The 21,867-nt window shown below is 63.9% G+C and carries 16 protein-coding genes and 2 tRNA genes; 11 read left to right on the forward strand and 7 right to left on the reverse strand.

What is annotated here, in order from left to right; all coding sequences use genetic code 11:
• The first annotated feature begins 218 nt into the window (after positions 1 to 218).
• From ACYHH6_RS25075 to hmuQ, 4 genes are all read left to right on the forward strand, one after another.
• The gene (locus ACYHH6_RS25075) at positions 219 to 2,354 is read left to right on the forward strand and encodes a TonB-dependent hemoglobin/transferrin/lactoferrin family receptor (RefSeq protein ID WP_352588101.1); all 2,136 of its coding nucleotides are present in this window, start codon (positions 219 to 221) and stop codon (positions 2,352 to 2,354) included.
• Positions 2,355 to 2,359: 5 nt separating this feature from the next.
• A complete protein-coding gene (locus ACYHH6_RS25080) occupies positions 2,360 to 2,800 on the forward strand; it encodes a hypothetical protein (protein WP_352588098.1) in 441 nt (146 codons plus the stop codon).
• A 126-nt stretch (positions 2,801 to 2,926) separates the two neighbouring features.
• Positions 2,927 to 3,883 carry an energy transducer TonB family protein gene (locus tag ACYHH6_RS25085; protein ID WP_352588095.1) on the forward strand — a complete coding sequence of 319 codons (957 nt, stop codon included), beginning with the start codon at positions 2,927 to 2,929 and terminating at the stop codon, positions 3,881 to 3,883.
• A gap of 51 nt (positions 3,884 to 3,934) precedes the next feature.
• Positions 3,935 to 4,249, forward strand: coding sequence for a heme-degrading protein HmuQ (gene hmuQ / locus ACYHH6_RS25090; RefSeq protein WP_112565354.1), 315 nt, complete (start codon positions 3,935 to 3,937; stop codon positions 4,247 to 4,249).
• 38 nt (positions 4,250 to 4,287) lie between these two features.
• On the opposite strand, the gene ACYHH6_RS25095 is transcribed toward hmuQ, so the two are convergent.
• Together ACYHH6_RS25095 and putA are read right to left on the reverse strand one after the other, a co-directional pair.
• On the reverse strand, positions 4,288 to 5,349 hold the full coding sequence (locus ACYHH6_RS25095; protein WP_352588092.1) for a glycosyltransferase: 1,062 nt from the start codon (positions 5,347 to 5,349) through the stop codon (positions 4,288 to 4,290).
• Positions 5,350 to 5,437: 88 nt separating this feature from the next.
• Complete coding sequence (putA, locus tag ACYHH6_RS25100; RefSeq protein WP_352588090.1) at positions 5,438 to 9,046, reverse strand: bifunctional proline dehydrogenase/L-glutamate gamma-semialdehyde dehydrogenase PutA; 3,609 nt, start codon at positions 9,044 to 9,046, stop codon at positions 5,438 to 5,440.
• A 164-nt stretch (positions 9,047 to 9,210) separates the two neighbouring features.
• On the opposite strand from putA, the gene ACYHH6_RS25105 reads away from it, so the two are divergent.
• Entirely contained in the window at positions 9,211 to 9,663 is a 453-nt protein-coding gene (locus tag ACYHH6_RS25105; protein ID WP_112565348.1) for an Lrp/AsnC family transcriptional regulator, read from the forward strand.
• 1 nt (position 9,664) lies between these two features.
• Here ACYHH6_RS25105 and ACYHH6_RS25110 read toward each other — a convergent pair whose 3' ends face one another.
• Positions 9,665 to 10,864, reverse strand: coding sequence for a cytochrome-c peroxidase (locus tag ACYHH6_RS25110; protein WP_352588087.1), 1,200 nt, complete (start codon positions 10,862 to 10,864; stop codon positions 9,665 to 9,667).
• 7 nt (positions 10,865 to 10,871) lie between these two features.
• Complete coding sequence (locus tag ACYHH6_RS25115; protein ID WP_352588084.1) at positions 10,872 to 11,315, reverse strand: FixH family protein; 444 nt, start codon at positions 11,313 to 11,315, stop codon at positions 10,872 to 10,874.
• Positions 11,316 to 11,471: 156 nt separating this feature from the next.
• Between ACYHH6_RS25115 and ACYHH6_RS25120 the strand changes: the two genes are divergently transcribed.
• Positions 11,472 to 12,392 (forward strand): sugar kinase, encoded by a 921-nt coding sequence (locus ACYHH6_RS25120; protein WP_352588081.1) that lies wholly within the window; start codon positions 11,472 to 11,474, stop codon positions 12,390 to 12,392.
• Positions 12,393 to 12,399: 7 nt separating this feature from the next.
• Here the strand turns inward: ACYHH6_RS25120 and ACYHH6_RS25125 are convergent, their stop codons facing one another.
• The 3 genes from ACYHH6_RS25125 to ACYHH6_RS25135 all read right to left on the reverse strand — a co-directional run bounded on the left by ACYHH6_RS25125 (position 12,400) and on the right by ACYHH6_RS25135 (position 16,221).
• The gene (locus ACYHH6_RS25125; RefSeq protein WP_192257688.1) at positions 12,400 to 13,425 is read right to left on the reverse strand and encodes an aldose epimerase family protein; all 1,026 of its coding nucleotides are present in this window, start codon (positions 13,423 to 13,425) and stop codon (positions 12,400 to 12,402) included.
• A gap of 194 nt (positions 13,426 to 13,619) precedes the next feature.
• Positions 13,620 to 15,077 (reverse strand): NAD-dependent succinate-semialdehyde dehydrogenase, encoded by a 1,458-nt coding sequence (locus ACYHH6_RS25130; protein ID WP_352588078.1) that lies wholly within the window; start codon positions 15,075 to 15,077, stop codon positions 13,620 to 13,622.
• A 193-nt stretch (positions 15,078 to 15,270) separates the two neighbouring features.
• The gene (locus ACYHH6_RS25135; protein ID WP_352588075.1) at positions 15,271 to 16,221 is read right to left on the reverse strand and encodes an AEC family transporter; all 951 of its coding nucleotides are present in this window, start codon (positions 16,219 to 16,221) and stop codon (positions 15,271 to 15,273) included.
• 110 nt (positions 16,222 to 16,331) lie between these two features.
• Between ACYHH6_RS25135 and ACYHH6_RS25140 the strand changes: the two genes are divergently transcribed.
• The 5 genes from ACYHH6_RS25140 to ACYHH6_RS25160 all read left to right on the forward strand — a co-directional run bounded on the left by ACYHH6_RS25140 (position 16,332) and on the right by ACYHH6_RS25160 (position 21,865).
• Positions 16,332 to 19,346 carry a caspase family protein gene (locus ACYHH6_RS25140; protein WP_352588072.1) on the forward strand — a complete coding sequence of 1,005 codons (3,015 nt, stop codon included), beginning with the start codon at positions 16,332 to 16,334 and terminating at the stop codon, positions 19,344 to 19,346.
• 102 nt (positions 19,347 to 19,448) lie between these two features.
• Complete coding sequence (locus ACYHH6_RS25145) at positions 19,449 to 19,997, forward strand: histidine phosphatase family protein (protein WP_352588069.1); 549 nt, start codon at positions 19,449 to 19,451, stop codon at positions 19,995 to 19,997.
• Positions 19,998 to 20,213: 216 nt separating this feature from the next.
• Positions 20,214 to 20,287: transfer RNA gene (locus tag ACYHH6_RS25150), tRNA-OTHER, on the forward strand.
• A 1-nt stretch (position 20,288) separates the two neighbouring features.
• Positions 20,289 to 20,355, forward strand: a tRNA-Met gene (locus ACYHH6_RS25155).
• Positions 20,356 to 20,719: 364 nt separating this feature from the next.
• Positions 20,720 to 21,865: a slipin family protein gene (locus ACYHH6_RS25160; RefSeq protein WP_352588066.1), complete on the forward strand. Its 1,146-nt coding sequence runs from the start codon at positions 20,720 to 20,722 to the stop codon at positions 21,863 to 21,865.
• Positions 21,866 to 21,867: the final 2 nt, after the last annotated feature.

Genomic DNA, 21,867 nt, shown 5'->3' on the forward strand with positions numbered 1-21,867 from the left:
ATTCATTTCTTGACTCGAATAATCATGTTTATTAGTCAGTGCATTACCGGACCAAATGAGTCAACATTTAAGACGCCGGACGAAATGAAAAATGCCAGCGAGCGCCGCCGCCAGCCAGCATCGAACCTGGATTTGGAGTTGGGGCAATGGGGTTGGCAAATCGTGGACGACTGGATCTGGCAAACGCCGATCCGGTGCATCGGCCTATGGCAAAGACAATGGCAGCCTTGCTTGCGGGGGCAGCAGCGATCGCGTTGTTGACGCCGCCGGCCGGCGCGCAGCAAGCTACCGACCAGCAGCAGACTGATCCGAGCAAGAAAACCGAGGACACCAAGCCTGCGCCTGCCGGCGTGACGCTGCTCGACAAGATCCTCGTCATCAGCCGCACCGGCGAGACGGCGATCGAGTCGCTGGCCTCGGCCAGCCATGTCGACCAGGAACAGCTCGACCGCCGCATGGCGACGACACCCAACGAGATGCTGCTCGGCGTGCCGGGCGTCACCATGCAGGCCGATGCACGGCGCGTCAGTTCCAGCATCAACATTCGCGGCCTGCAGGATTTCGGCCGCGTCGCGGTGATCGTCGACGGCGCCAGGCAGAATTTCCAGCGCTCCGACCACGGCACGCAGTCGACCTTCTATGTCGATCCCGAACTCATCAAGTCCGTCGACGTCATTCGCGGTCCCACCGCCAACACCTATGGCTCCGGCGCCATTGGCGGCGTCGTCTTCTTTGACACCAAGGATGCCGAGGACTTCCTGAGGCCGGGTGAGACCTGGGCCGGCTCCGTCACCGGACGCTATGAGAGCAACGGCAAGGGCTGGACCACCAGCGCGACCGGCGCCTACAAGTTCAACGAAAACTGGGATGTCCTGGGCAACATCGTCTACCGCGACTACGACGACTACAAGAATGGCAGCGGCGACACCGTCGCCGGCACCGGCTTCGACGTGCTGAGCGGCCTGCTCAAGACCACCATCCGCCCGAGTGAAAACAGCGAATTGAAGCTCGGCTGGGTCGGTTCGAGCGACGGCTGGACGGAAACCAGCGGCGGCGTGCCGGCCAACGACGTCGACCTGAAGTCGAGCACTTTTACCGCCCGCTACAACATCACCGACGACGCCAGGAGCTGGCTCGATCTCCACATCAACGCCTCCTACAACAAGACCAATCTCGACCTGACCACGCTCGTGCCGCAAAACCGCTTCGATCCGGTCACCGGTCTTCCCGTCGTGCTTCCGGCAGGCTCGACGTCGACCTTCGATGTCGGCACGACCGGCATCGACATCTGGAACACGTCGCGCTTCGAGACCGCCGGCATCTCGCATGAGCTGACTTATGGCGGCGACTGGGTCGGCGACGATGTCGAGACCGGCGGCACGTCGGGCGGCGACAGTTTTTATACGCCGTCGGGCAAGCGCGACGTCTCGGGCGCCTACATCCAGGACAGGCTGAGCTGGAACTGGCTCGAAATCATCACCGGTCTGCGCTACGACAATTACAGCCTGAAGGACTCGGACAACGAAACCTCAGGCGACAGGCTGTCGCCGCGCATCACCGTTGGCCTCTCGCCGTTCGAAAGCGCCAGCCTGGCTGGCCTGCAATTCTATGGCACCTACGCCGAAGGCTACCGCTCTCCGTCGCTGACCGAAACGCTGATCAGCGGCAATCATCCGGCCGGCGTCACCTTCCCGTTCCTGCCCAACCCGAACCTGCGGCCTGAAACCGGCAAGACCACCGAATTCGGCGTCAACTACAAGCTGAACGACGTTATCGAGGCCGGCGACGCATTTCGGCTCAAGGCCGCCTACTTCCACAACAATGTCGACGACTACATCGAGGGCGTGACGCTGTCGCCGTTCGACCCGACCAGCGGCTGCCCGTTTGGCCCCGGCATTCCGATCTGCTTCCAATACCAGAACTTCGCCCAGGCCAAGATCAACGGCTTCGAACTGGAAAGCGTCTACGATGCCGGCTGGGGCTATGCCGGGCTCTCGGCCTCGATCATCAACGGCCACACCATCTCCTATGAAGGTGAGCGGGCCGACCTTGCCACCATCCCGTCCTCGCAGGTCACCGGGCAGCTCGGCTTCCGTTTCCTCGAGGACAAGCTGACCGTCGGCGGCGAGGTGCAGTACAACGGCAAGCCGAAGGGCAATCCCGTTGCCAAGGACTATACGCTGGTCAACGCCTTCGCCAGTTACCAGGCAACCGACAATTTGAAGGTGGACTTCCGCGCCGACAATTTGTTCGATGTCAAATACACCAACCCGCTGAACGGCGGCACGACCGCCGTCATCTACGAGCCCGGCATCACGCTGAAGCTGGCCGCAACCATGCGCTTCGGAGGCTGACTTCAATGATAAGCTTGACGACATCGCTCCGTCTGTTGACCGCGACGCTGGCGATGTCGCTTGGCTCGGCGCCGGCCTGGGCTCAGTCCGCGCCGACGCCGCAACTCAGCCTCGAGCTCAATGCCGCGCAGCCCTCCGACAAGGGTTGCCGCCTGACTTTCGTCGTCAACAATGCGCTCGGCGCCGATCTGTCCAAGGCGGCCTTCGAGATCGCGCTGTTCAACGAGGCCGGCGTCGTCGACCGTCTGAGCGTGCTCGACTTCAAGGATCTGCCCGCCGGCAAGACCAAGGTGACCCGCTTCGACCTCGCCGGCACCAACTGCACCAAACTCAGCCGCGTGCTGATCAACAGCGCCACCGAATGCGCCGGCACTGGCGTGGAGCCGGGAGCCTGCATGCGCGGTCTGAAGACCGAAACCAAGACCGGTATCGCTTTCGGCGTCTGAGGTGGGACTGCATCCCGCCTTCCGCAGGACAGCGCGGCTTGGCCTGTCTCCGGTCCGCCGTCATGGCCGGCAACCGATCTTGATTTGACAATCCCGCCTGGCTCGCGGCAGGTCTCGCCGCGAGACATGCAGGACATCAGCCCCCTCCCCGACGACGCCGGCAACGAACTGGCGATTGCGCCGCCCGTGCCGCTTGCGCGGCCGGCGGCCGATCGCAAATGGACGGGGGCGATCGTTGCCTCCTGCCTGCTGCACGCGGCGGCAGCGGCCGCTTTCCTGGTCGCACCCGCCGGAACGTTCGATACCGGAGATGCGATACAAGCCGAAGGCTCCCAACAATCCGGCGCCGACGTCGTCGGCACCGCTTTGAAAAACCTGCCGCCTGACGCGATCGATGTTGCCCTGGTAGCCGATCCGCAGCCGGCCAAGCCCGAGGCCGTTCAACCCGCGCCGTCAACCGAGGCGGCCCAACCCGTCAAGGACCCGCCGGCACCCAAGCCTGCGCCGGAAGCCGCCAAACAGGCAATCGTCGCTCCAGATACACTGACGGCCGCGATCCCGAATGATCAAAGTGTCGCCCCAGCGGCTGAGAAGCCGACATCGTCAGCCGTTCAACCCCAAAGTTCAGAGGCGCCGCCCGCCGACGAGCCTCCTGTTGATTTGCCTGATGCCAAGGCTCCGGTCCCGAGCCCGAGGCCTAGCCCATCAGAATCGGTAGACGCTGGCGCGACAGATGGCGAGGAACGTGACGCGCTGGCGGCGGCCAGCAAGGGTGAAAAACAGGGCGCAGCCGGCAATGCGATGGAATCCGGTTACAGCGTTGAAGTTCAGAACAAGCTTGCCCGCGCCAACCGCCGTGTTTCGAAAGAGATTCAGGAAAAGGCTCTCAACAATGCCAGGGTCGTTTTCGTCGTCATGGCCGATGGCAGCATCAGCGACCTGCAGCTTGCCGAAAGTTCAGGATCCGCAGAACTCGACCAATTCGCTTTGAAACTGGTACGCCAGCAGGCCCCGTTCCCGCCCATTCCACCCGAGACCGGCATGTCAAGCTGGGTGTTCAGGGCGCGGATCGGCCCGTTTTAAGCAGCTCGTAGACCTTCGCCAAATGTCGTCCGCCAATTCAAGAGGAAGCCAATGTACATCGCCATGAACCGCTTCAAGGTCCAGAACGGCTCGGAGACCGCCTTCGAGGATGTCTGGAAGAACCGCGATTCCAGCCTCTCGGAGATGAAAGGCTTCAGGGAATTCCACTTGCTGCGCGGCCCGGTCAACGAGACCGAGGGCTACACGCTGTTTGCCTCGCACACGGTGTGGGCAAGTCACGAGGATTTCGTCGCCTGGACCAAATCCGAGAATTTCCGCGCCGCCCACCGCAACGCCGGCACCTCCAAGGTGCACTATCTCGGCCATCCGCAGTTCGAAGGCTTCTCGGTCGTCGAAGGCGCTTGACGCGACTCGAGCGTGAGAACCTCAGGCGCTCTTGTCATTTATCGCATCGAGCCGCGGCCGCCCAGCCGCCGCAACCATCCGGCAATGTGCAGGCGCAGCCGTTGCAAAGGCTGTCCGCGGGTCAGATAACGCACAAGGCGCGGATCGCGGGCGATCTCCCTGAATTGGCGCACATGCTGCTTCAGGAATGCGGGTATGAAATTGCGCCCGTTGACATCGCTGAGCCAGGTTGAATTCGCCAGCACATAATCGACGACATCCGCAGCCAGGACGCTCCTGTAGGTTCTGAAGCCAGGCGTTTGCAGCACAGGACCACCGGCAAAGGCAGTGCTGGTAGATAGGTTGGACCCGTGCAGGCGATAGAGACCGAGGCATTCGGACAAGATGAGGCTGCCACCGGCCATATGTGCACATGTTGCCGCCAGGTAGTCGGTCCCCACTTTGGCCTTGAAAGGGAAGGACAATACCGGCTCCAGCGCACCACGCCGGTAGAGGATGGCCGAGCACGGCGACCACAGCCAGCCCGACACGTTCGGAGCAAAATAGGTTACGGGATGCTGCGATGCATAGGAGATCCCTGGCGCCATGCCGGAAAGCTGGCCGCCGGGGCCAATGGCGACGCCATTGCGTTCCGGCCCGGAACGCGGTTTGCGCAACGCAAGGAAAGTACCGGCGAGCAAGGTGTCGTTGCCATCGACCAGAAAAACGTCGGAGCTGGACAGCGCGGCCGAATGCGTGGTGTTGAGATGGGTCGACAGATGCGCGAGGAGAAAGTCCGGCAGCCAGACATCATCGGCATCGAGAAATGCGATGAAAGGCGCATCGGTCGCGGCAAAGCCATCGCGGAAGCCCGCGATCTGCCCGCCATTGTCCTGGCGCACCAGTTGGCGCAGGCGCGGATCGTCCATGATCTGGAGAAGCTGCCGGACATGGTCGCCCGAGCCGTCGGTCGAGGCATCGTCAACGATGACGCAATCCCAATTCCGGTAGGTCTGCGCCAGCACAGAGCGTATGGCACGCTCGACATAAGACCGGTAATTATAGCAGGTGATGACCACGGCCACGCGCGGCAGCTCGAACGGTAGGGACGTGTCTTCCATCGGCTCGGCTGCGCCCGCTCGGGTTACTGTTCTCTATCAGCGCATATCCTTGCAACCAGACACAGGCAAGCGAGCCGCGAAAAGTTCCCTACGCCGCGGCGAGCAGGCTGGCATTGCCGCCGGCCGCCGTGGTGTCGACGCAGACGGCGCGTTCATGCGCATAGGCCGCCGGGTTGAGCACTTCGCTGACCAGCGGCACGATCGGGCCGCTCCGGTTGGCGATGACCTTGCGCACGATGCGGGCTGCTTCCGGCTTGCCCGAGAAGGCGACAACATCGACGCGCAGCGAACGCGCCTCGACCGGGTCGGGCCGGCCATCTATGGCTGCCAACGGCAGCCCCTTGCCGGTCAATGCGGAGAGGGCTGCCGGCGCGCCGGGCGCCACGGCCAGCACCGCGTTGCCGGCGGCAAGCGCCTGGATCGTCTGGGCAAGCAGCGTGTCGGCGTCCGGCCCGAGGCACAGCACCCGGCCGCGCGGCGACAGCGACAGCGTGTTGGCCTCGCCGGTCGGCCCGGGCAGGTCGACCTGGCCGAAATCGATTGCAGCGGCAGCGCCGATCGCCGCTGCGCCCTTGCCGCGCAGATGTTTTCTCAAAATGGCGATGCGGTCCGGCCGCGTCGACCAGCCGCCAAGCGTCGGCTCGGGCAGATTGTCGGCGAGTTCGGTCGCCGTCACCTTGTGGCCCTCCGCAATCTCGGTGCCGGCCTCCGGCGCCTTGCGGAACCGCCGGAGATAATGCGGACCGCCGGCCTTCGGCCCGGTGCCTGAAAGCCCCTCGCCGCCAAAGGGCTGCGAACCGACCACTGCGCCGATTTGGTTGCGGTTGACATAGATGTTGCCGGCATGGATGCCGTCGACGAAATGCTGGACGCGGCCCTCGATGCGGGTGTGCAGGCCGAAGGTGAGGCCATAGCCCTTGCGGTTGATAGCGGCGATGACGGCGTCGATCCCATCGGCGTCGAAGGTCGCGACATGCAGTACCGGGCCAAACACTTCGCGCTCCATATCTTCGATACCCTTGACCCGGAACACATGCGGCGCGACGAAGCGGCCGTCCTTCGGCGCTTCGAGCTTGGCGATCAGGCGGCCCTGCAGGCCCATCGTGGTGCAATAGTCGCGGATCGAAGCCTGTGCCTCATCGTCGATCACCGGACCGACATCGGTCGAAATAGCCCAAGGATCGCCGATGGTGAGCGCCTCCATGGCGCCTTTCAGCATCTCCAGCATCTTCTTCTCGACGTCCTTCTGCACGTAGAGCACGCGCAGCGCCGAGCAGCGCTGGCCGGCACTCTGGAAGGCAGACGCCAGTATGTCGCGCACCGCCTGTTCGGGGAGTGCGGTGGAATCGACGATCATGGCATTGAGACCGCCGGTCTCGGCGATCAGCATGGCGTCGGGCGCTGCCGTCTCGGCCAACTGCTTTTCGATCAGCTTGGCGACCTCGGTCGAGCCGGTGAAGCAGACGCCGGCAATGCGTGGGTCCGCGGTCAGCGGTCCGCCGACCGACGGGCCGTCGCCGGGCAGAAGCTGGATGACATCTTCCGGCACGCCGGCTTCGCGCAAGAGTTCGACGGCGCGGAAGGCGATGAGCGGTGTCTGTTCGGCCGGCTTGGCGATAACCGAATTGCCGGTGACGAGTGCGGCCGCGATCTGACCGGTGAAGATGGCGAGCGGAAAATTCCATGGCGAGATGCAGACGATGGCGCCGCGCGCCTCGGTGCCCGCTTCGTTGTTGGCCGCTTCGGCGGCGTAGTAGCGCAGGAAGTCAACGGCTTCGCGCACTTCAGCCACGCCGTCGGCAAGCGACTTGCCGGCTTCCCTTGTGGCGAGCGCGAAGAACTCGACGGCATTGGCCTCATAGAGATCGGCGGCGCGGTTGAGAATGGCGGCTCGCTCGGCAACGGGGCGCTTCGCCCAGGCCGGCTGCGCTTCCACCGCAAAGCGCACCGCGGTCGCGACCTGCTTGGCGGCGGCTTCGGCGACTGTGCCGACGACTTCGGCAGGCTTGGCCGGATTGACCACCGGGCGCTGCTTGCCGTAGCCGGCCGCACGCGTGATCGGCTTTGCATGCCAGCGCTCGGGCCCGGCGAAGGCGGCCTTGGCCTTGTCGATCGCAGCCAGCGTCACCGGATCGGTGATGTCGAACCCCTTCGAGTTGCGCCGCCCGGCGCCGAAGATCGTCGCCGGGCGAGCGATCGCCGAATTGGCTGCTGGCCCTTGGCTCTCGACCGTTTCGAGCGGATCGCGCGCAATATCTTCCGGCTCGACATCCTCGTCGGTCAGCTGATGGACGAAAGAGGAGTTGGCGCCGTTTTCCAGCAGACGACGAACCAGATAGGCAAGCAGGTCGGAATGCGCGCCGACCGGCGCATAGATGCGGCAGCGCGTGCCTTCGGCCTGGCGCACCGTCTCATGCAGCGCCTCGCCCATGCCGTGCAGGCGCTGGAATTCGAAGGCATCGCGATTGTCGGCCATCGACAGGATGGCGGCGACGGTATGGGCATTGTGGGTGGCGAATTGCGGATAGATGCGGTCGGTCATGCCAAGCAGCTTCTTGGCGCAGGCCATGTAGGAAACGTCGGTGTTGGCCTTGCGGGTGAAGACGGGGTAGCCGGAAAGCCCGAGCGTCTGCGCTCGCTTGATCTCGGTGTCCCAATAGGCGCCCTTGACCAGCCGCACCATGATGTTGCGGTTGTACTTTTTCGCCAGCGCATAGAGCCAGTCGATGGTGAAGGCCGCGCGCGGACCGTAGGCCTGGACGACGACGCCAAACCCGTTCCAACCGGCAAGCTCCGGCTCGGCCAGCACCCGCTCGATCACATCCAGCGAGAGGTCTAGGCGGTCGGCTTCCTCGGCGTCGATGTTGAGGCCCATGCGCGAATGGCGTGCGGCCAGCGCCAGCGACAGCAGCCGCTCAGCCATGACAGGCAGCATCTTTTCCTTCTGCGCCTCTTCATAGCGCGGATGCAGCGCCGACAGCTTGACCGAGATGCCGTGGTTCTGCCGGATATCCGGGCCGTTGGAACCGGAATCGAGCGAGGAAATGGCGTCAGCATAGGCCTTGAGATAGCGCAGCGCGTCGGCCTCGGTGCGGGCCGCCTCGCCCAGCATATCGAAGGAATAGAGATAGCCTTTCTGGATCATCGGACGGCCGCGCTTGATCGCCTCGGCAATGGTGCGGCCGAGCACGAACTGCTCGCCCATTTCGCGCATGGCGGCGGCGACCGCCTTGCGGATGACCGGCTCGCCCAGCCTTCGCACCATCGAGCGCAGCGTGCCTTCGATGCCGCCTTCGCCCTCGTCGAGCACGCGGCCGGTCAGCATCAGCGCCCAGGTCGAGGCATTGACGAAGATCGAACTCGAACCGCCCGAATGCGCCGACCAGTCATGCGGCGCGATCTTGTCGGCGATGAGGTCGTCCATGGTCTCGGTGTCGGGCACGCGCAGCAGCGCCTCGGCCAGGCACATCAGCGCCACGCCTTCCTTGGTGGAGAGGCCGTAGGCCGAAAGAAAAACCTCCATCAGCCGCGGGTCGGACGAGCCGCGCACCGCCCGCACCAGATCGGCGGCACGAGCCGAGATCGCATCGCGGTCTTCGGTGGAAAGCCCGGTTGCTTCGGCAAGCCTCTTCACCGCCGCGTCTTCGTCGGGCAGGTAGTTGGCGCGGATCTGCTGGCGGATGGTGTCGAGCGGCATGGCGGTCCTGCGGAGCGAGCATCAGGGAACGGGCCGGCGGTCGCCGGACCGAATGGCGCAAGCTAGCACAGAGCCGCATTTTCAACCGGTCCAAAGAAATCGACATTGCAGGCCGAATGAACTATCATTGTGCTCACGCTGTCATCAATTGGACTGCAATATCAGTGACAGAAGACCAATTGGACCGCATCGATAAAAACATCCTGTCGTCCCTGGCGCGCGACGGGCGGCTGTCCATGTCGGAACTGGCCGGCAAGGTCGGCCTATCGAAGACGCCGGTGCAGGCGCGGGTAAAGCGCTTGGAAAAGGACGGCTACATCAGAGGCTACCAGGCGATCATCGATCGCGAGCGCATGGGCGAAGGCCATGTCGCCTTCGTCCAGGTCAAACTGTCGGATACGCGCTCGGCCGCCCTCGACGCTTTCAACCGCGCGGTGCAGGCCGTGCCGGAAATCGAGCAATGCCACATGATGGCGTCGAGCTTCGACTATCTGCTGAAGGTCCGCACCACCGACATCGCCGCCTACCGCCGCGTGCTCGGCGAGCGCATCTCGGCGCTCCCGCACGTCGCCCAGACCTCGACCTTCGTGGCAATGGAGACGGTGAAGGACCGCTGACTCACTCCGACAGCGTCTTCAAGAATGCCACCAGCGCAGCGCGTTCACGGTCCGACAGCTGCAGCGGGTGCACCTCGGAGGTGCCCTCGACAGCAGCGGGTGCCGCCGAATAATGCGCCACCACCTCCTCCAGCGAGGAGAACTGGCCGGCATGCATATAGGGCGGCCGCGTCGCCGCGCCCCGCAGCGACGGCGTCTTGTAGGCGCGCATGAGTTCGGGCGCGTCCTTGACCATGAAGCGCAGTTCGCCGCAGGCGCTGGCGTCGCCATCGCGAAAGGCGCCGAAGCAATTGAACGGATCGGCCTGGACTTGAGCCACCGCATCGAAGCGGCCGCGATCCAGCGGCAAATCCTTGACCGGCGGCACGCCCGTATTGTGGAAAGAGTTGTCGGTGAAGCGCGGACCATTATGGCAGGTCACGCAATTGGCCTTGCCGATGAACAGTTTCAGCCCGAGGACTTCCTCCGGCGAAAACGCATCGTCGGCTTTCGGCTTGGCGCCGGACGCGAGGTCGATGGCGAAACGGTCGAAGCGCGTCTGCGCCGGTTCGATCGACCGTTCGAAGGCCGCGATCGCCTTGCCGATATTGGAAAAGACGCGGTTGACGTCGTCCATCTGGGCCGCGCTCATCGCCTTCCACGCCGCCTGCTCGGCCTCGTTGCCGAGCGGGCTGGCGTTGGCGGGAACGGCGGAAAGGTCGGGCAGCGGCCCGAAGATCCGCTCGTAGCGCTCGCCGAAGCGCTTCTGGATGTAGTGCGCGAAGGCGGCGCGGTTTCCCGCCTGCTCGAGCGGATTTTCCAGCGGCGTCAGCGCCTGCGCCCACAGGCTGTCACGCCTTCCGTCCCAGAAGAACCACGGATTGCGCGCCACACCGGCCAGCGGCATCGAGCGCCGGTTGGTGCGGCCGACGCCGACGGCCTGTGGCAGGTCGTCCTGGAATTGCCGGTCGATCTTGTGACAGGTCGAGCACGACACGGTGCCGTCATGGCTCATGCCCTGGTCGAAGAACAAAGTGGAGCCCAGGGCCGCAGCCGCCGGCACGTCGGCGAAGCGGTTGGTGGTGTCGGGCTTCAGCGCCGGCAAGGCGTTGAGCGCCAGTGACGCAATCGTCTTCTTCTCGGCGTCGGAAAAATCCGGCTTGCCGCAGCCGGCAACCAGCAGAACCGCCGCCAATGCCAGAAGGCGCAACACGCGGTTCATCGGCGGCTCACAGCACCACGTTGAAGACGACGTTGTCGGAACCGGCCGCGGCTGAAATGGCGAAGCGCAACTGCCACACGCCGCTCATGGTGAACTTCAGCCCCTCGATGCGGTAGCGCCCCTCGCCCAGATAATCGGTGGCCTGCGGACTGGTCGGCAGGCCGTGATTGTGCTGCGGCATGCCGCCGGAGACCGAGATCGCAGCACCCTCCACGGGATTGCCCTTGACCGTCTTCAGGGTGAGCAACCAGGATTGCAACTCGCCTTGTTTGATAACGCCCCGCTCCGGCTGGAAACTGGCGACAAACAAGCCGTTCGCGGTTTTCTTCGAGCGCGAAATATCGGGACCCGGCGCCGATTGCGGCGCGGTCAGATAGACGATCGCCAGTATGCCAGCCAGCAAGGCGGCCAGACCAAGGCCCGCAAGAAGATAACGCCATATCGATGCCAAACCGGTTCCTCTTCCAACCATAACGTCTCGGGAAGCAATTCGCGTCCCGCCGCTTCTGTGGGAAAACGCTTCTGGCGCAAAAATCCGCCGCCGCCAAGCATGGCGCTGCCGGCCGCAAAAAGCTACAGGACCGAAACCAAACCCTGAGGGAGAGTTATGGCAGCAGACGGCGTCGCTTCGATCGGTGAGTGCATGCTCGAACTGTCCGGTCAGGCCGGGCCGAACTGGCGGATGGGCTTTGCCGGCGACACCTTCAACACGCTGTGGGCGCTGCATGCGCTGAGCGGCGAGAGGCCCGCCACTTACGTCTCTGCCTTCGGCGACGACCCGTTCTCGCAGGGTCAGATCTCGTTCTTCGCCGAAAACGGCATCGGCATCGGCGCCAGCCCGGTCATCCCGGGTGCACGGCCCGGCCTCTATGCCATCACCTTGACCGGCGCCGAACGCGCCTTCACCTATTGGCGCAGCGATGCGGCTGCAAAGCGGCTTGCGTCGGACCCGGCCGCCCTGGCAAAAAGCCTGGAAAACCAGGCGCTTGTGTATTTTTCCGGAATCACTTTGGCAATTCTGGACGCCGCCGCGCGCAAGACGCTGCTGGCAGAAGTGGCCAAGGCGCGCGCAGCCGGTTCACTGGTCGCCTTCGACCCCAACTACCGGCCGCGGCTGTGGCAGAGCCGCGAGGAGGCGCAAGCCGCGATCCTCGACGCGCTTGCCGTCACCGACATTGCGCTGCCGACCTTTCCCGACGAGCAGATGCTGTTCGGCGACACCGCGCCGCAAGCGACCGCAGCGCGGTTTGGAAAACTGGTTGGCGAAGTCGTCGTCAAGAATGGCGAGGAGCCGGCATTGATCGCCACTGGCGGAACCCTGCAGCCGGTCCCGGCCCAGCACGTCGCCACCCCCGTCGACACCACCGGCGCCGGCGATTCCTTCAATGGCGGCTATCTCGCCGCCCGGCTTGCCGGCCATGCGCCGGCCGAGGCCGTACAGCGCGCGCACCGTGTCGCCGCCGCCGTCGTGCAGGTGCGCGGCGCGCTGGCGCCGTTCGAAACGCTGAAAACCGCTTTCAACAGCTGAGGAAATCTCAGGGTAAGCGGAAACGATACTCCGTGACCTGATGATAGATTTGTCCCGGCCACAGCGTGGCCTGCGGGAAATAGGGACGGTTCGGCGCGTCGGGCCAGGCCTGTGCTTCGAGGCAAAAGCCGGAAAACGCCTTGTAGCGCCGCCCGCCCAGGCCGCCCGAAGTCGGCGTGACATATTGGCCGGTGTAAAGCTGCAGGCCGGGCTCGGTGGTCCAGACCTCCATCTCGACGCCTGAATTGGCGCCTTGCGCCCACGCCACCTGGTGAAGCGGACCACGGCTGGACGCAAGGCAGAAATTGACGTCGTAGGGGAGCTGCTCGCCTTCCGTTTCCATGCGCAGCGGCCGCGCCTGGCGGAAGTCAAACGGGGTATCGTCGACAGGCTTGACCACGCCGGTCGGGATCATCTCGCCATCAACCGGCGTGTAGGCGCCGGCATTCAGCATCAGCCGGTGGTCGAGAATGTCACTGCTGCCGCCATCGTCGAGATTGAAGTACGAATGCTGCGCCAGATTGCACAGCGTCGGCTCCTCGCAGGTGGCGGTCAGCTCCATCGAGAGCGTGCCAGGGATCTTCAGCCGGTAGGTGCAGGTGACGTCCAGCGCGCCGGGAAAGCCCATCGTACCGTCGGGATCGTGCAGCGTCAGTGTGACAAAATCCCGGCCGTGCAGCGAAACCGTCCACGGCCGGTGGAAAAAGCCCCGCGAACCGCCATGCAGCGTGTGTTTGCCGAGGAAGTTGCGCTCCGTCTGGTAGCGCTGGCCGGCAATGGTGAAGCGGCCGTCGCGGATGCGGTTGGCATAGCGGCCGACGACCGCGCCGAAGAAGGCCCGGTCTGTCTCGTAAGGCTCGAAGCGGTCATAGCCCAGCACCAGCGGCGCATCGTGGCCGGCGAGCCGCAGATCCTGGATGATGGCGCCGAGCCCGATGATGTTGGCGCTGATGCCGCCGCCACGGATGGTGAACCGGCGGACGGGTTCGCCCGCCTGCGTCGTGCCGAAGACTTCGCCGTCCTTCATCGCAATGCCCAAACGTCGGTTCGTTGATCCATGGACTTAGAGCAATTCCAGGAAAAGTGTGAAACGGTTTTCCGACTCGGAATTGCTCCAAACAAAGAAATAGAGCGGTTTGACGTTTCCGTGAAACGGTGAACCGCTCTAGGCCGGCTGAATGTCGTCTGGCAAGGGCAGGCGCGCGGCCAGCCCTGCCCGCCAGTGATTTAGAGGCCGAGGCCGCCAATGCAGACATATTTGGTGTCGAGATAATCCTCGATGCCCTGATGTCCGCCTTCCTTGCCGAGGCCCGATTCCTTGACGCCGCCGAACGGCGCTTCCGGCGTGGTGATCAGGCCTTCATTGACGCCGACCATGCCGTATTTCAGGCCTTCCATGACGCGGAAGGCGCGGCCGAGATCGCCCGTATAGAAATAGGCGGCAAGGCCGAACTCGGTGTCGTTGGCGAGCGCGATGGCCTCTTCCTCGGTCTCGAACTTGAACACCGGGGCGATCGGGCCAAAGATCTCTTCCTTCATGAAGCGCATGTCAGGCTTGGCATTGGCGATGACGGTCGGCTGGAAGAACGAGCCGCCAAGCGCGTGGCGCTTGCCGCCGGCAACGACCTTGCCGCCCTTGGACGTGGCGTCGGTGATGAATTCCTCGACCTTCTCCACCGCCTTCACATCGATCAGCGGCCCCTGCTGCACGCCCTCTTCGAGGCCGGAGCCGACCTTCAGGCCATTGCTGGCGACGACCAGCTTCTCGACAAACTTGTCGTAAATGCCGGCCTGAACCAGGAAGCGGTTGGTGCAAACGCAGGTCTGCCCGGAATTGCGGTACTTCGCCGTGATGGCGCCGGCGACGGCACGATCGAGGTCGGCGTCGTCGAACACCAGGAACGGCGCGTTGCCGCCGAGTTCCATCGACACTTTCTTGACGGTGACCGACGACTTCTGGATCAGAAGCTTGCCGATCTCGGTCGAGCCGGTGAAGGTGATTTTCGATATCAGCGGGTTGGCGCAGATCTCATCGCCGATCTCGGCGGCCGAGCCGGTCAGGATGTTGACGACGCCCTTGGGGAAGCCGACTTCCTCGGCAAGCGCGCCCCAGGCGAGACCCGAGTAAGGCGTCTGCGAGGCCGGCTTGACGACGGCGGTGCAGCCGGCGGCAAGTGCGGGGCCGAGCTTGCGGGCAAGCATCGAGGACGGGAAATTCCACGGCGTGATGGCGGCGATGACGCCGACCGGCTCCTTGGTCACCAGGATGCGGCGGTCGCCCCACGGCGACGGCACGACATCGCCGTAAGTGCGGCGGCCTTCCTCGGCGAACCACATGATGTAGGCGGCGGCCGAGCCGATCTCGCCCTTGGATTCGGCCAGCGACTTGCCCTGCTCGATGGTGAGCAGTTCGGCCAGCACGTCCTGATTGTCCATCATCGCGTCATGCAGCTTGCGCAAGAGCTTCGAGCGTTCGAGCGCGGTGGTCTTGCGCCAGCTCTTGAAGGCTTCGGCGGCGGCTTCGATGGCGCGGCGGGTTTCCGCCTTGCCCGACTTCGGCACGGTGCCGATCTTGAGGCCGGTGGCCGGGTTGTTGACGTCGACCGTCTGGCCGCTATCGGCCTGCACCCATTCGCCATTGATGAGATTGGCCTGGCGCATGAAATGGCTGGTTTTCTGAAGCATGGTCTAGCCTCCGTTCGGCGCACTGACGGGCCGGTTTCTGGATCTCTTCGATGAGCGTGCGCAAAGGCTGCGGAGCCGGCACGCTGAAGCCACTGCTCTTAACCTAGGGCAAGCCCCGCAAGCAATCGCAAGATGGCATATAGGGGTTGGGCCAGCACAAGACGAGGGCCGCATGCAAGTTGTCATGTAGGCCCTAGCCGAAGACGTGAACCACCACCGTCAGCCAGAAGGTGGTGGTGAGAACGGCACAGGCCGTGGCGATGGTCATCTGGTTCGACGCCAGCGCCTGGCCGGTGTTGAACTGCACGGCGATCAGGTAGGAATTGACGCCGGATGGCATCGCGGCCACCATCACCGCCACCTTGGCCGTCAAGGGCGGCAGGCCGAGCAACCAGACGAAGACAAGCACCAGCGCCGGCATCAGGAACAGTTTCAGCGCCGAAAGCACCAGCGCCGGCCGGACATTGCCCGAAATGCCGAAGCGGCGCAGGCTGAGCCCCATGGCGAACAGCGCCACCGGCCCTGCCGTAGCGGCCAGCGCATCGACCAGGCGCATGGCGACATCAGGCAGCGGTGCACCGGTGATGCGCCATGCGAGCCCCGCCAGAATCCCGATGATCAACGGATTCATGAACAGCCGCCTGAGGAAGCTACGGATAACGCGCAAAGGATGCACGGGTTCGCCGCTGCCGCGGCCGAACACTTCGAACAGCACGATCGAGGCCATCAGCATGGTCGGCAGATGCACGGAGACCAGCAGAGACAGCACCTCGAAGCCATCCGCACCGAATATGCCGAGGATAAAGGGCACGCCGAGCAGCACGACATTGGAAAACGCCGACGACACGCCGCCAACGACACCGGCACGAGAATCCCTGCCGAAGACACGGGTGGTGACCAGATGGCCGGCGGCCCAGGTGATGGCGACGGCCGCGAAGTAAGCGCCCCATAGCGGCCATGGCGCGACACCATGGAAGTCGGACCGCACCATCGTCTGGAACAGCAGCAGCGGCATCGCCACGTTGATGGCGAATTCGGAGATGCCCTCGCCGCTCGCCGGCCGGAGATAGCCGGTCCACCCGGCGACATATCCGAGCGCGACAAGGCTGAAGACGAAGAGGACGGTTTCGGTAAGCGGCGACATTTCCAGAGGGATAAGCGAGCCATGCTCGCGGCGCAATCGCGCCCGAATTTGATCATCGTCGGCTGGCAGGCTTATAGAGGGTTTGGATCATTGGGCGGACGACACGACAAATGGCCTTTGTCGGCACCTCGAAAGGCAATCTTGTCCGGCGGCTGGCGGCTTTCGTCGCCGTGCTGCTTTGCCTTGCCGTATCGGTGGCTCAGGCCACTGAGACCGAAAGCCTCAAGGGCGTGGCGCTGATCATCGGCCAGTCGAAGTACGACCATATCGCGTCCCTGGCCAATCCGGCCAACGATGCCCGCGACATGGCCAAGATGCTGACCGACCTCGGTTTCGATGCCCGCAACGTCACCGATCGGGATGCCGCCAAGCTGAAGCGCGACCTGGAGCGGTTTACCGAGGATGCCGAAGGCGCCGACGTCGCCTTCATCTACTATTCCGGCCATGGCATCGAGGCCGGCGGCGAGAACTATCTGGTGCCGGTCGACGCCGACGTCTCCTCGCTGAAAAATGCCGGTGAGGCGCTGGTGCCGATTTCGGCCGTCATGGACGAGTTGAAGAAGACCGTGCCGGTGACGATCGTGCTGCTCGACGCCTGCCGCACCAATCCGTTTCCGGCCGATGCGGTCGTACGCCTGGCGCCGACGGCTTCCGCCGAGCCCATCGGCGCCGGCGGGCTGGAACCGGTGCGTGGCGCCAAGGCGCTCGGCAATGCAACGGCGGAGGATGCCAGCCTCGGCACGGTGGTCGGCTTTGCCGCGGAGCCGGGCCGCCCGGCGCTCGATGGCGCCGTAGGCCAAAACAGCCCCTATGCGGCGGCGCTTCTGCGTCACCTAACGGCGATGAAGGGTACGGAATTCGGCTCGGTCATGCGCATGGTGACCGAAGAGGTCTATCTCGACACCAAGGCAAAGCAGCGCCCCTGGGTCAGCGAGAGCCTGCGCCGTCTGCTCTATTTCGGTGTCGCGCCGCCGGAGCCGACCGGCGATGATGGGCTGATCACTGGTGAGCGGCGGCAATTGCTTTTGACCATCTCCGACCTGCCTGACCCCAAGCGGGCGCAGGTGGAACTGGCCTCGCTCAAGGACGGCGTGCCGCTCGACGCGCTCTACGGCGTGCTCAAGGCGCTCGGCACGGAAAAGATCCCGGAGGACCCGAACGACCTTCAGAAGGTGCTGGACGGCCAGGCCGAGCGCCTGAAGAAGATGATGGCCGAGCGCGCGGCGCTGCGCACCGACGATCCCGAGATCAGCCGCCTGGTCGCGTCCGCCGACAAAGCCATCAACCAGGGCGCCATGGTGACGGCGCGCAAATTCCTCGATGACGCGGTCGGCCGGGTTGAGCAAAACAGCGGTGCGGTCGACGAGGCCGAGGATCTGGTCAGGCAAAAGCGCATCGCCGACGCCGCCATCTATGCCAAACGCGCCGACGCCGCCGCACTGGTCTTCGACTACAAATCCGCCGCCAACGACTATGCCAAGGCGTTCTCGCTGGTCGAGAAGTGGGACGACAAGCTGCGCTGGAACTACAAGAACCAGGAGGCCGAGGCGCTGAACGCTTATGGCTACGCCACGGGCGACCTCGATGCCCTGCAACAATCCATCGAGGCCTATCATGTCATTCTGAACTTCATCCCCAACGGTGAACAGAACCGCGATTGGGCAATCACTCGCAACAATATGGCGGTCGTGCTGCAAACCATCGGCGAACGCGAAACCGAGACCGCGCATCTGGAAGAAGCGGCGCAGATCTTTCGCGATTCGCTTGTCGTCTTCGAGCGCGAGGAAGATGATCGCAACTGGGCCGCTGCGCAGAACAACCTGGCCAATGTGCTGCTGAAGATAGGGGAACGCGAAAGCGACCCCAAGCGCCTGAACGATGCGGTGGCAGCAATGCGCGCCACGCTGGAGAAGCGCCCGCGCAACAAGCTGCCCTTGGACTGGGCATCTTCGCACAACAATCTTGGCCTCGCCCTCTATGCACTCTCCGAACGCGAACCCGTCGGCGAGCATCTGAAGCAGGCCGAAGCCGCTTACCGGCTGGCGCTCGAGGAGTACACACGCGCCAAAACGCCGGTGGAATGGGCGATGGTCGAGAACAATCTCGGCAACACGCTGGTCACACTTGGCATCCAGCTCAACGACAAGGCCAAGATCAATGAGGCGGCCGACGCTTTCCGCGCCGCGCTGGAAGTGCGAACCCGGGAAACCTTTCCGGTGTCCTGGGCCACCAGTCGTCTCAATCTCGGAAATGCACTGAGCGGTGTTGCCCGCTTCGACATGGGCACGGCTACGCTTGAGGAAGCAGCTTCCGCCTATGATGACGCGCTGACTGTGTTCACCCGCCAGCGCTTCCCGATGGACTGGGCCTCGGCGCAGAACAATCTCGGCTCGATCTACCAGACGCTCGGCCAGCGCACGCGTGATGCGGCCAAGCTGGAACAGTCGGCGGCAGCCTTCCAGGCGGCGCGGCAGGTCTATGTCAGGCGGAAGTTCCCGCAGGACTGGGCCATGAGCTACTACAATCTCGGCAACACGCTGCAGCTGCTGGGCGGCGTGGCCGACAAGCCCGAACACTATAGCGATGCAGTCGACGCCTACGGCAATGCGTTGCGCGAGTACAAGCGCGAGACCAACCCGCAGCAATGGGCACTGGCCCAGGCCGGCCTGGGCTCGACGCTGCACTGGTTGAGCATGAGCAATGCCGATCCCAAGACCCTGCAGGATTCGATTGCGGCGCGGCGGGCAGCGCTCGAAATACTCACCCTCGAGGCAGCACCGGTTGACTGGGCCAATGCTCAAAATGGCATCGGTATGAGCCTGCTCAATCTCGGCAATCTCCAGCGGACCGACAAATATCTCAACGACGCCGAAGCGGCGTTCACGGCGGCGCTGAAGGTGTTTACGCGTGAAACCCAGCCACTGCAGTGGGCCTTCGAACAGAACAATATCGGCGACGTCCACTGGAACCGCGCCAGCTACGGCGCAGGCAAGCCGGAATATCTCAAGGCGATCGAATTCTTCGAGAACGCCAAGCAGGGCTTTACTGAAGCCGGCTATACGATCCCCATCCCGCTCACCGACCAGAAGATCGATCTGGCGAAGAAGCAGATGGCGAAAAAGTGAAGTTGCGGACGGAGCGCCCGCCTTTCGCTTGTCTTTGTGCCGGCTTTCCGATCCCTATATGCGAATGACCGGGACCGACATCCGGCTCTCGGAAGGTAACAGATGATTCGATTTTTACTGGCGCTGTTCCTGCTTGCCGTTCCCGCTGTCGCCCATGCAACGGACGCCGGCTGGGCATTGCTGCGCGACGGCGGCCGTGTCGTGCTGCTTCGCCATGCGCTGGTCACCGGGACCACCGACCCCGCCAATTTCGACATCGGAAACTGTGCGACACAGGTCAATCTGTCGGCACGCGGCAAGCAGCAAGCAAATAAGATTGGCGCCTTGTTCGGCGCTCGTTCCGCCCCCGTGGAGCGCGTGCTGTCCAGCCGCTACTGCCGCTGCCTCGACACCGCCCGCATCGCCTTCGAAGCAGAGCCGGAGCTTTTTGCACCGCTCGATCTCCTGAAGAGCGATCCGACCGAGAAGGCCGCGCAGCTCGACGCGGTCATGAAGGAGATCCGTGCCTATTCCGGCTCCGACAATCTGGTCATGGTCACCCATCTCGAAAACATCGTCGCGCTGACCGGCGTCTCGCCGCGCGAAGGCGAAGCGGTGGTGGTCGAGCCGCAAGGTGACGGCCTGCGCGTGCTCGGCCGCGTCACTTTCTGACAAGGCCGCCATCCCGCGCACTGTTGCCGAAATACCACCGCCGAAAGAAGCCGTAAATTCGCCGCCACAATGCCACTTGCGACAACCCGTCGCAGGGTCTATAGGCGCGCTCCCGGTCACGAAAACCGAAGCGAGCACAACGGTTGGAGCTTTCGTCTCCGCCCGTGCAGGCGGCTTTGCCGCCCTGTATACGGCGCCGCTTTGGGGATTGGGATCGCGGATGTAGCTCAGGGGGAGAGCGCCGGATTTGGGTCCGGAGGTCGCAGGTTCGAATCCTGCTGTCTGCACCACGGATAGCTCAGTTTGGGTAGAGCATCAGACTCATAATCTGACGGTCGAAGGTTCGAATCCTTCTCCAATGGCTGACAGGCCACCACCCTTTCACGGTGTTATCGGAAAAAACGGTCCGGGGACCGGAATGCTGAAGACCCGACGAGCCGCCGAAGCCCACGGGCCAAGGCCGGTTCGAACGGTCTGACGCCATCGACTTGCGGCCAGGCCCGCGGTGATGGTCAAGGCGCAGTGTCGCCGGTAATGGAGGCTTCGGCCTCCGGCGCCCGCTTCGCTGCCTCGCGATCCGCTCCCGAAGGCCCGCCACGGATTGACGCCACCGGTCCCCGGATCATTCGTGCCGGGAACGACGAAGTGAAACGAGAAACGAAGGGAAGATCGACGCATGACGTGACGCCTCGCATGGGGCCATGCCCGACAGGAGTAAGACAATGACGACTATTCTCGACAAGGTTCTTGGACGCGAGCGCGTCCTCGTAAGGGAAAACGAACGTGCCCTCACCCTCTACAAGGGGGAGATCAAGGCTGTCCTGCTGCCGGGTGAGCATTCGCTCGCCAACCGGCGCGGCAACCTTGAAGTGTCCAGGCACGATCTGAAGAACCCGGAATTCGTTTCGGCGTACGAGAAGGCGTTGTTCGACAAGCTCCCGGATGTGGCCGCGCGTCATTTGACCGTGGTTCGCACCGGACGCACGGAGGTCGCCGTCATCGAGCGTGACGGCAATCTGCATGCTGCGCTGGCGCCGGACCGCAAGCTGGTGCTGTGGACGGATGCCGGCCCGTGGAAGGTGACGCTGGTCGACACCGCAGTCGATCTTGCCATCGATCCGGCGCTGATGCGCCGGCTCGGCCAAAGCAGGAAGACGGAATTGATGTCCGTCCATCCGGTCGTCGATGGCCAGGCCGGACTGCTGTTCGTCGACGGTGTACTGGTGCGCACGTTGTCGGCGGGCGTGCATGCGTTCTGGAATGTCGGACGCATGGTGCAGGTGAAGGTCGTCGACCTCAAGCGCCAGTCGCTCGATGTCGCCGGGCAGGAAGTGCTGACCAAGGATCGGGTAACGATCCGGGTCAACATCGCCGCCGAATACCAGGTCGTCGACCCGGTCAAGGCGATGAGCATGGTGAAGGACTTCTCCGAAGCCCTCTACCGCGCCCTGCAGTACGCCTTCCGCAAGACGCTTGGCGCGCTGACGCTCGACCAGATCCTCGAAAAGAAGGTGACGGTCGACGAGGAGGCGGCGGCCAAGGTCCGTGCCGACATGGCCGCGATCGGCGTCGAGGTCAGCGATATCTCGCTCAAGGATGTGATCCTGCCGGGCGAGATGCGCGAAATCCTCAACCAGGTGGTTTCGGCCGAAAAGCAGGCCGAGGCCAACGTCATCCGCCGCCGCGAAGAGACGAACGCCACGCGTTCGCTCCTCAACACAGCCAGGGTGATGGCCGAGAACCCGGTAATGCTGCGGTTGAAGGAGCTTGAGGCTCTGGAAACCATCGCCGGCAAGGTCGAGCGGCTGACCGTCCACAACGGAACGGGCGGACTGCTCAACGACATCGTCAAGCTGCGCGAGAGCTGAGC

This window comes from Mesorhizobium sp. P171375 (assembly GCF_057786075.1).

Coding starts and splice junctions, on each gene's coding strand:
- ACYHH6_RS25075 (WP_352588101.1), top strand. CDS start 219: ATGGCAGCCTTGCTTGCGGGGGCAGCAGCGATCGCGTTGTTGACGCCG.
- ACYHH6_RS25080 (WP_352588098.1), top strand. CDS start 2,360: ATGATAAGCTTGACGACATCGCTCCGTCTGTTGACCGCGACGCTGGCG.
- ACYHH6_RS25085 (WP_352588095.1), top strand. CDS start 2,927: ATGCAGGACATCAGCCCCCTCCCCGACGACGCCGGCAACGAACTGGCG.
- hmuQ (WP_112565354.1), top strand. CDS start 3,935: ATGTACATCGCCATGAACCGCTTCAAGGTCCAGAACGGCTCGGAGACC.
- ACYHH6_RS25095 (WP_352588092.1), bottom strand. CDS start 5,349: ATGGAAGACACGTCCCTACCGTTCGAGCTGCCGCGCGTGGCCGTGGTC.
- putA (WP_352588090.1), bottom strand. CDS start 9,046: ATGCCGCTCGACACCATCCGCCAGCAGATCCGCGCCAACTACCTGCCC.
- ACYHH6_RS25110 (WP_352588087.1), bottom strand. CDS start 10,864: ATGAACCGCGTGTTGCGCCTTCTGGCATTGGCGGCGGTTCTGCTGGTT.
- ACYHH6_RS25120 (WP_352588081.1), top strand. CDS start 11,472: ATGGCAGCAGACGGCGTCGCTTCGATCGGTGAGTGCATGCTCGAACTG.
- ACYHH6_RS25130 (WP_352588078.1), bottom strand. CDS start 15,077: ATGCTTCAGAAAACCAGCCATTTCATGCGCCAGGCCAATCTCATCAAT.
- ACYHH6_RS25135 (WP_352588075.1), bottom strand. CDS start 16,221: ATGTCGCCGCTTACCGAAACCGTCCTCTTCGTCTTCAGCCTTGTCGCG.
- ACYHH6_RS25140 (WP_352588072.1), top strand. CDS start 16,332: ATGGCCTTTGTCGGCACCTCGAAAGGCAATCTTGTCCGGCGGCTGGCG.
- ACYHH6_RS25145 (WP_352588069.1), top strand. CDS start 19,449: ATGATTCGATTTTTACTGGCGCTGTTCCTGCTTGCCGTTCCCGCTGTC.
- ACYHH6_RS25160 (WP_352588066.1), top strand. CDS start 20,720: ATGACGACTATTCTCGACAAGGTTCTTGGACGCGAGCGCGTCCTCGTA.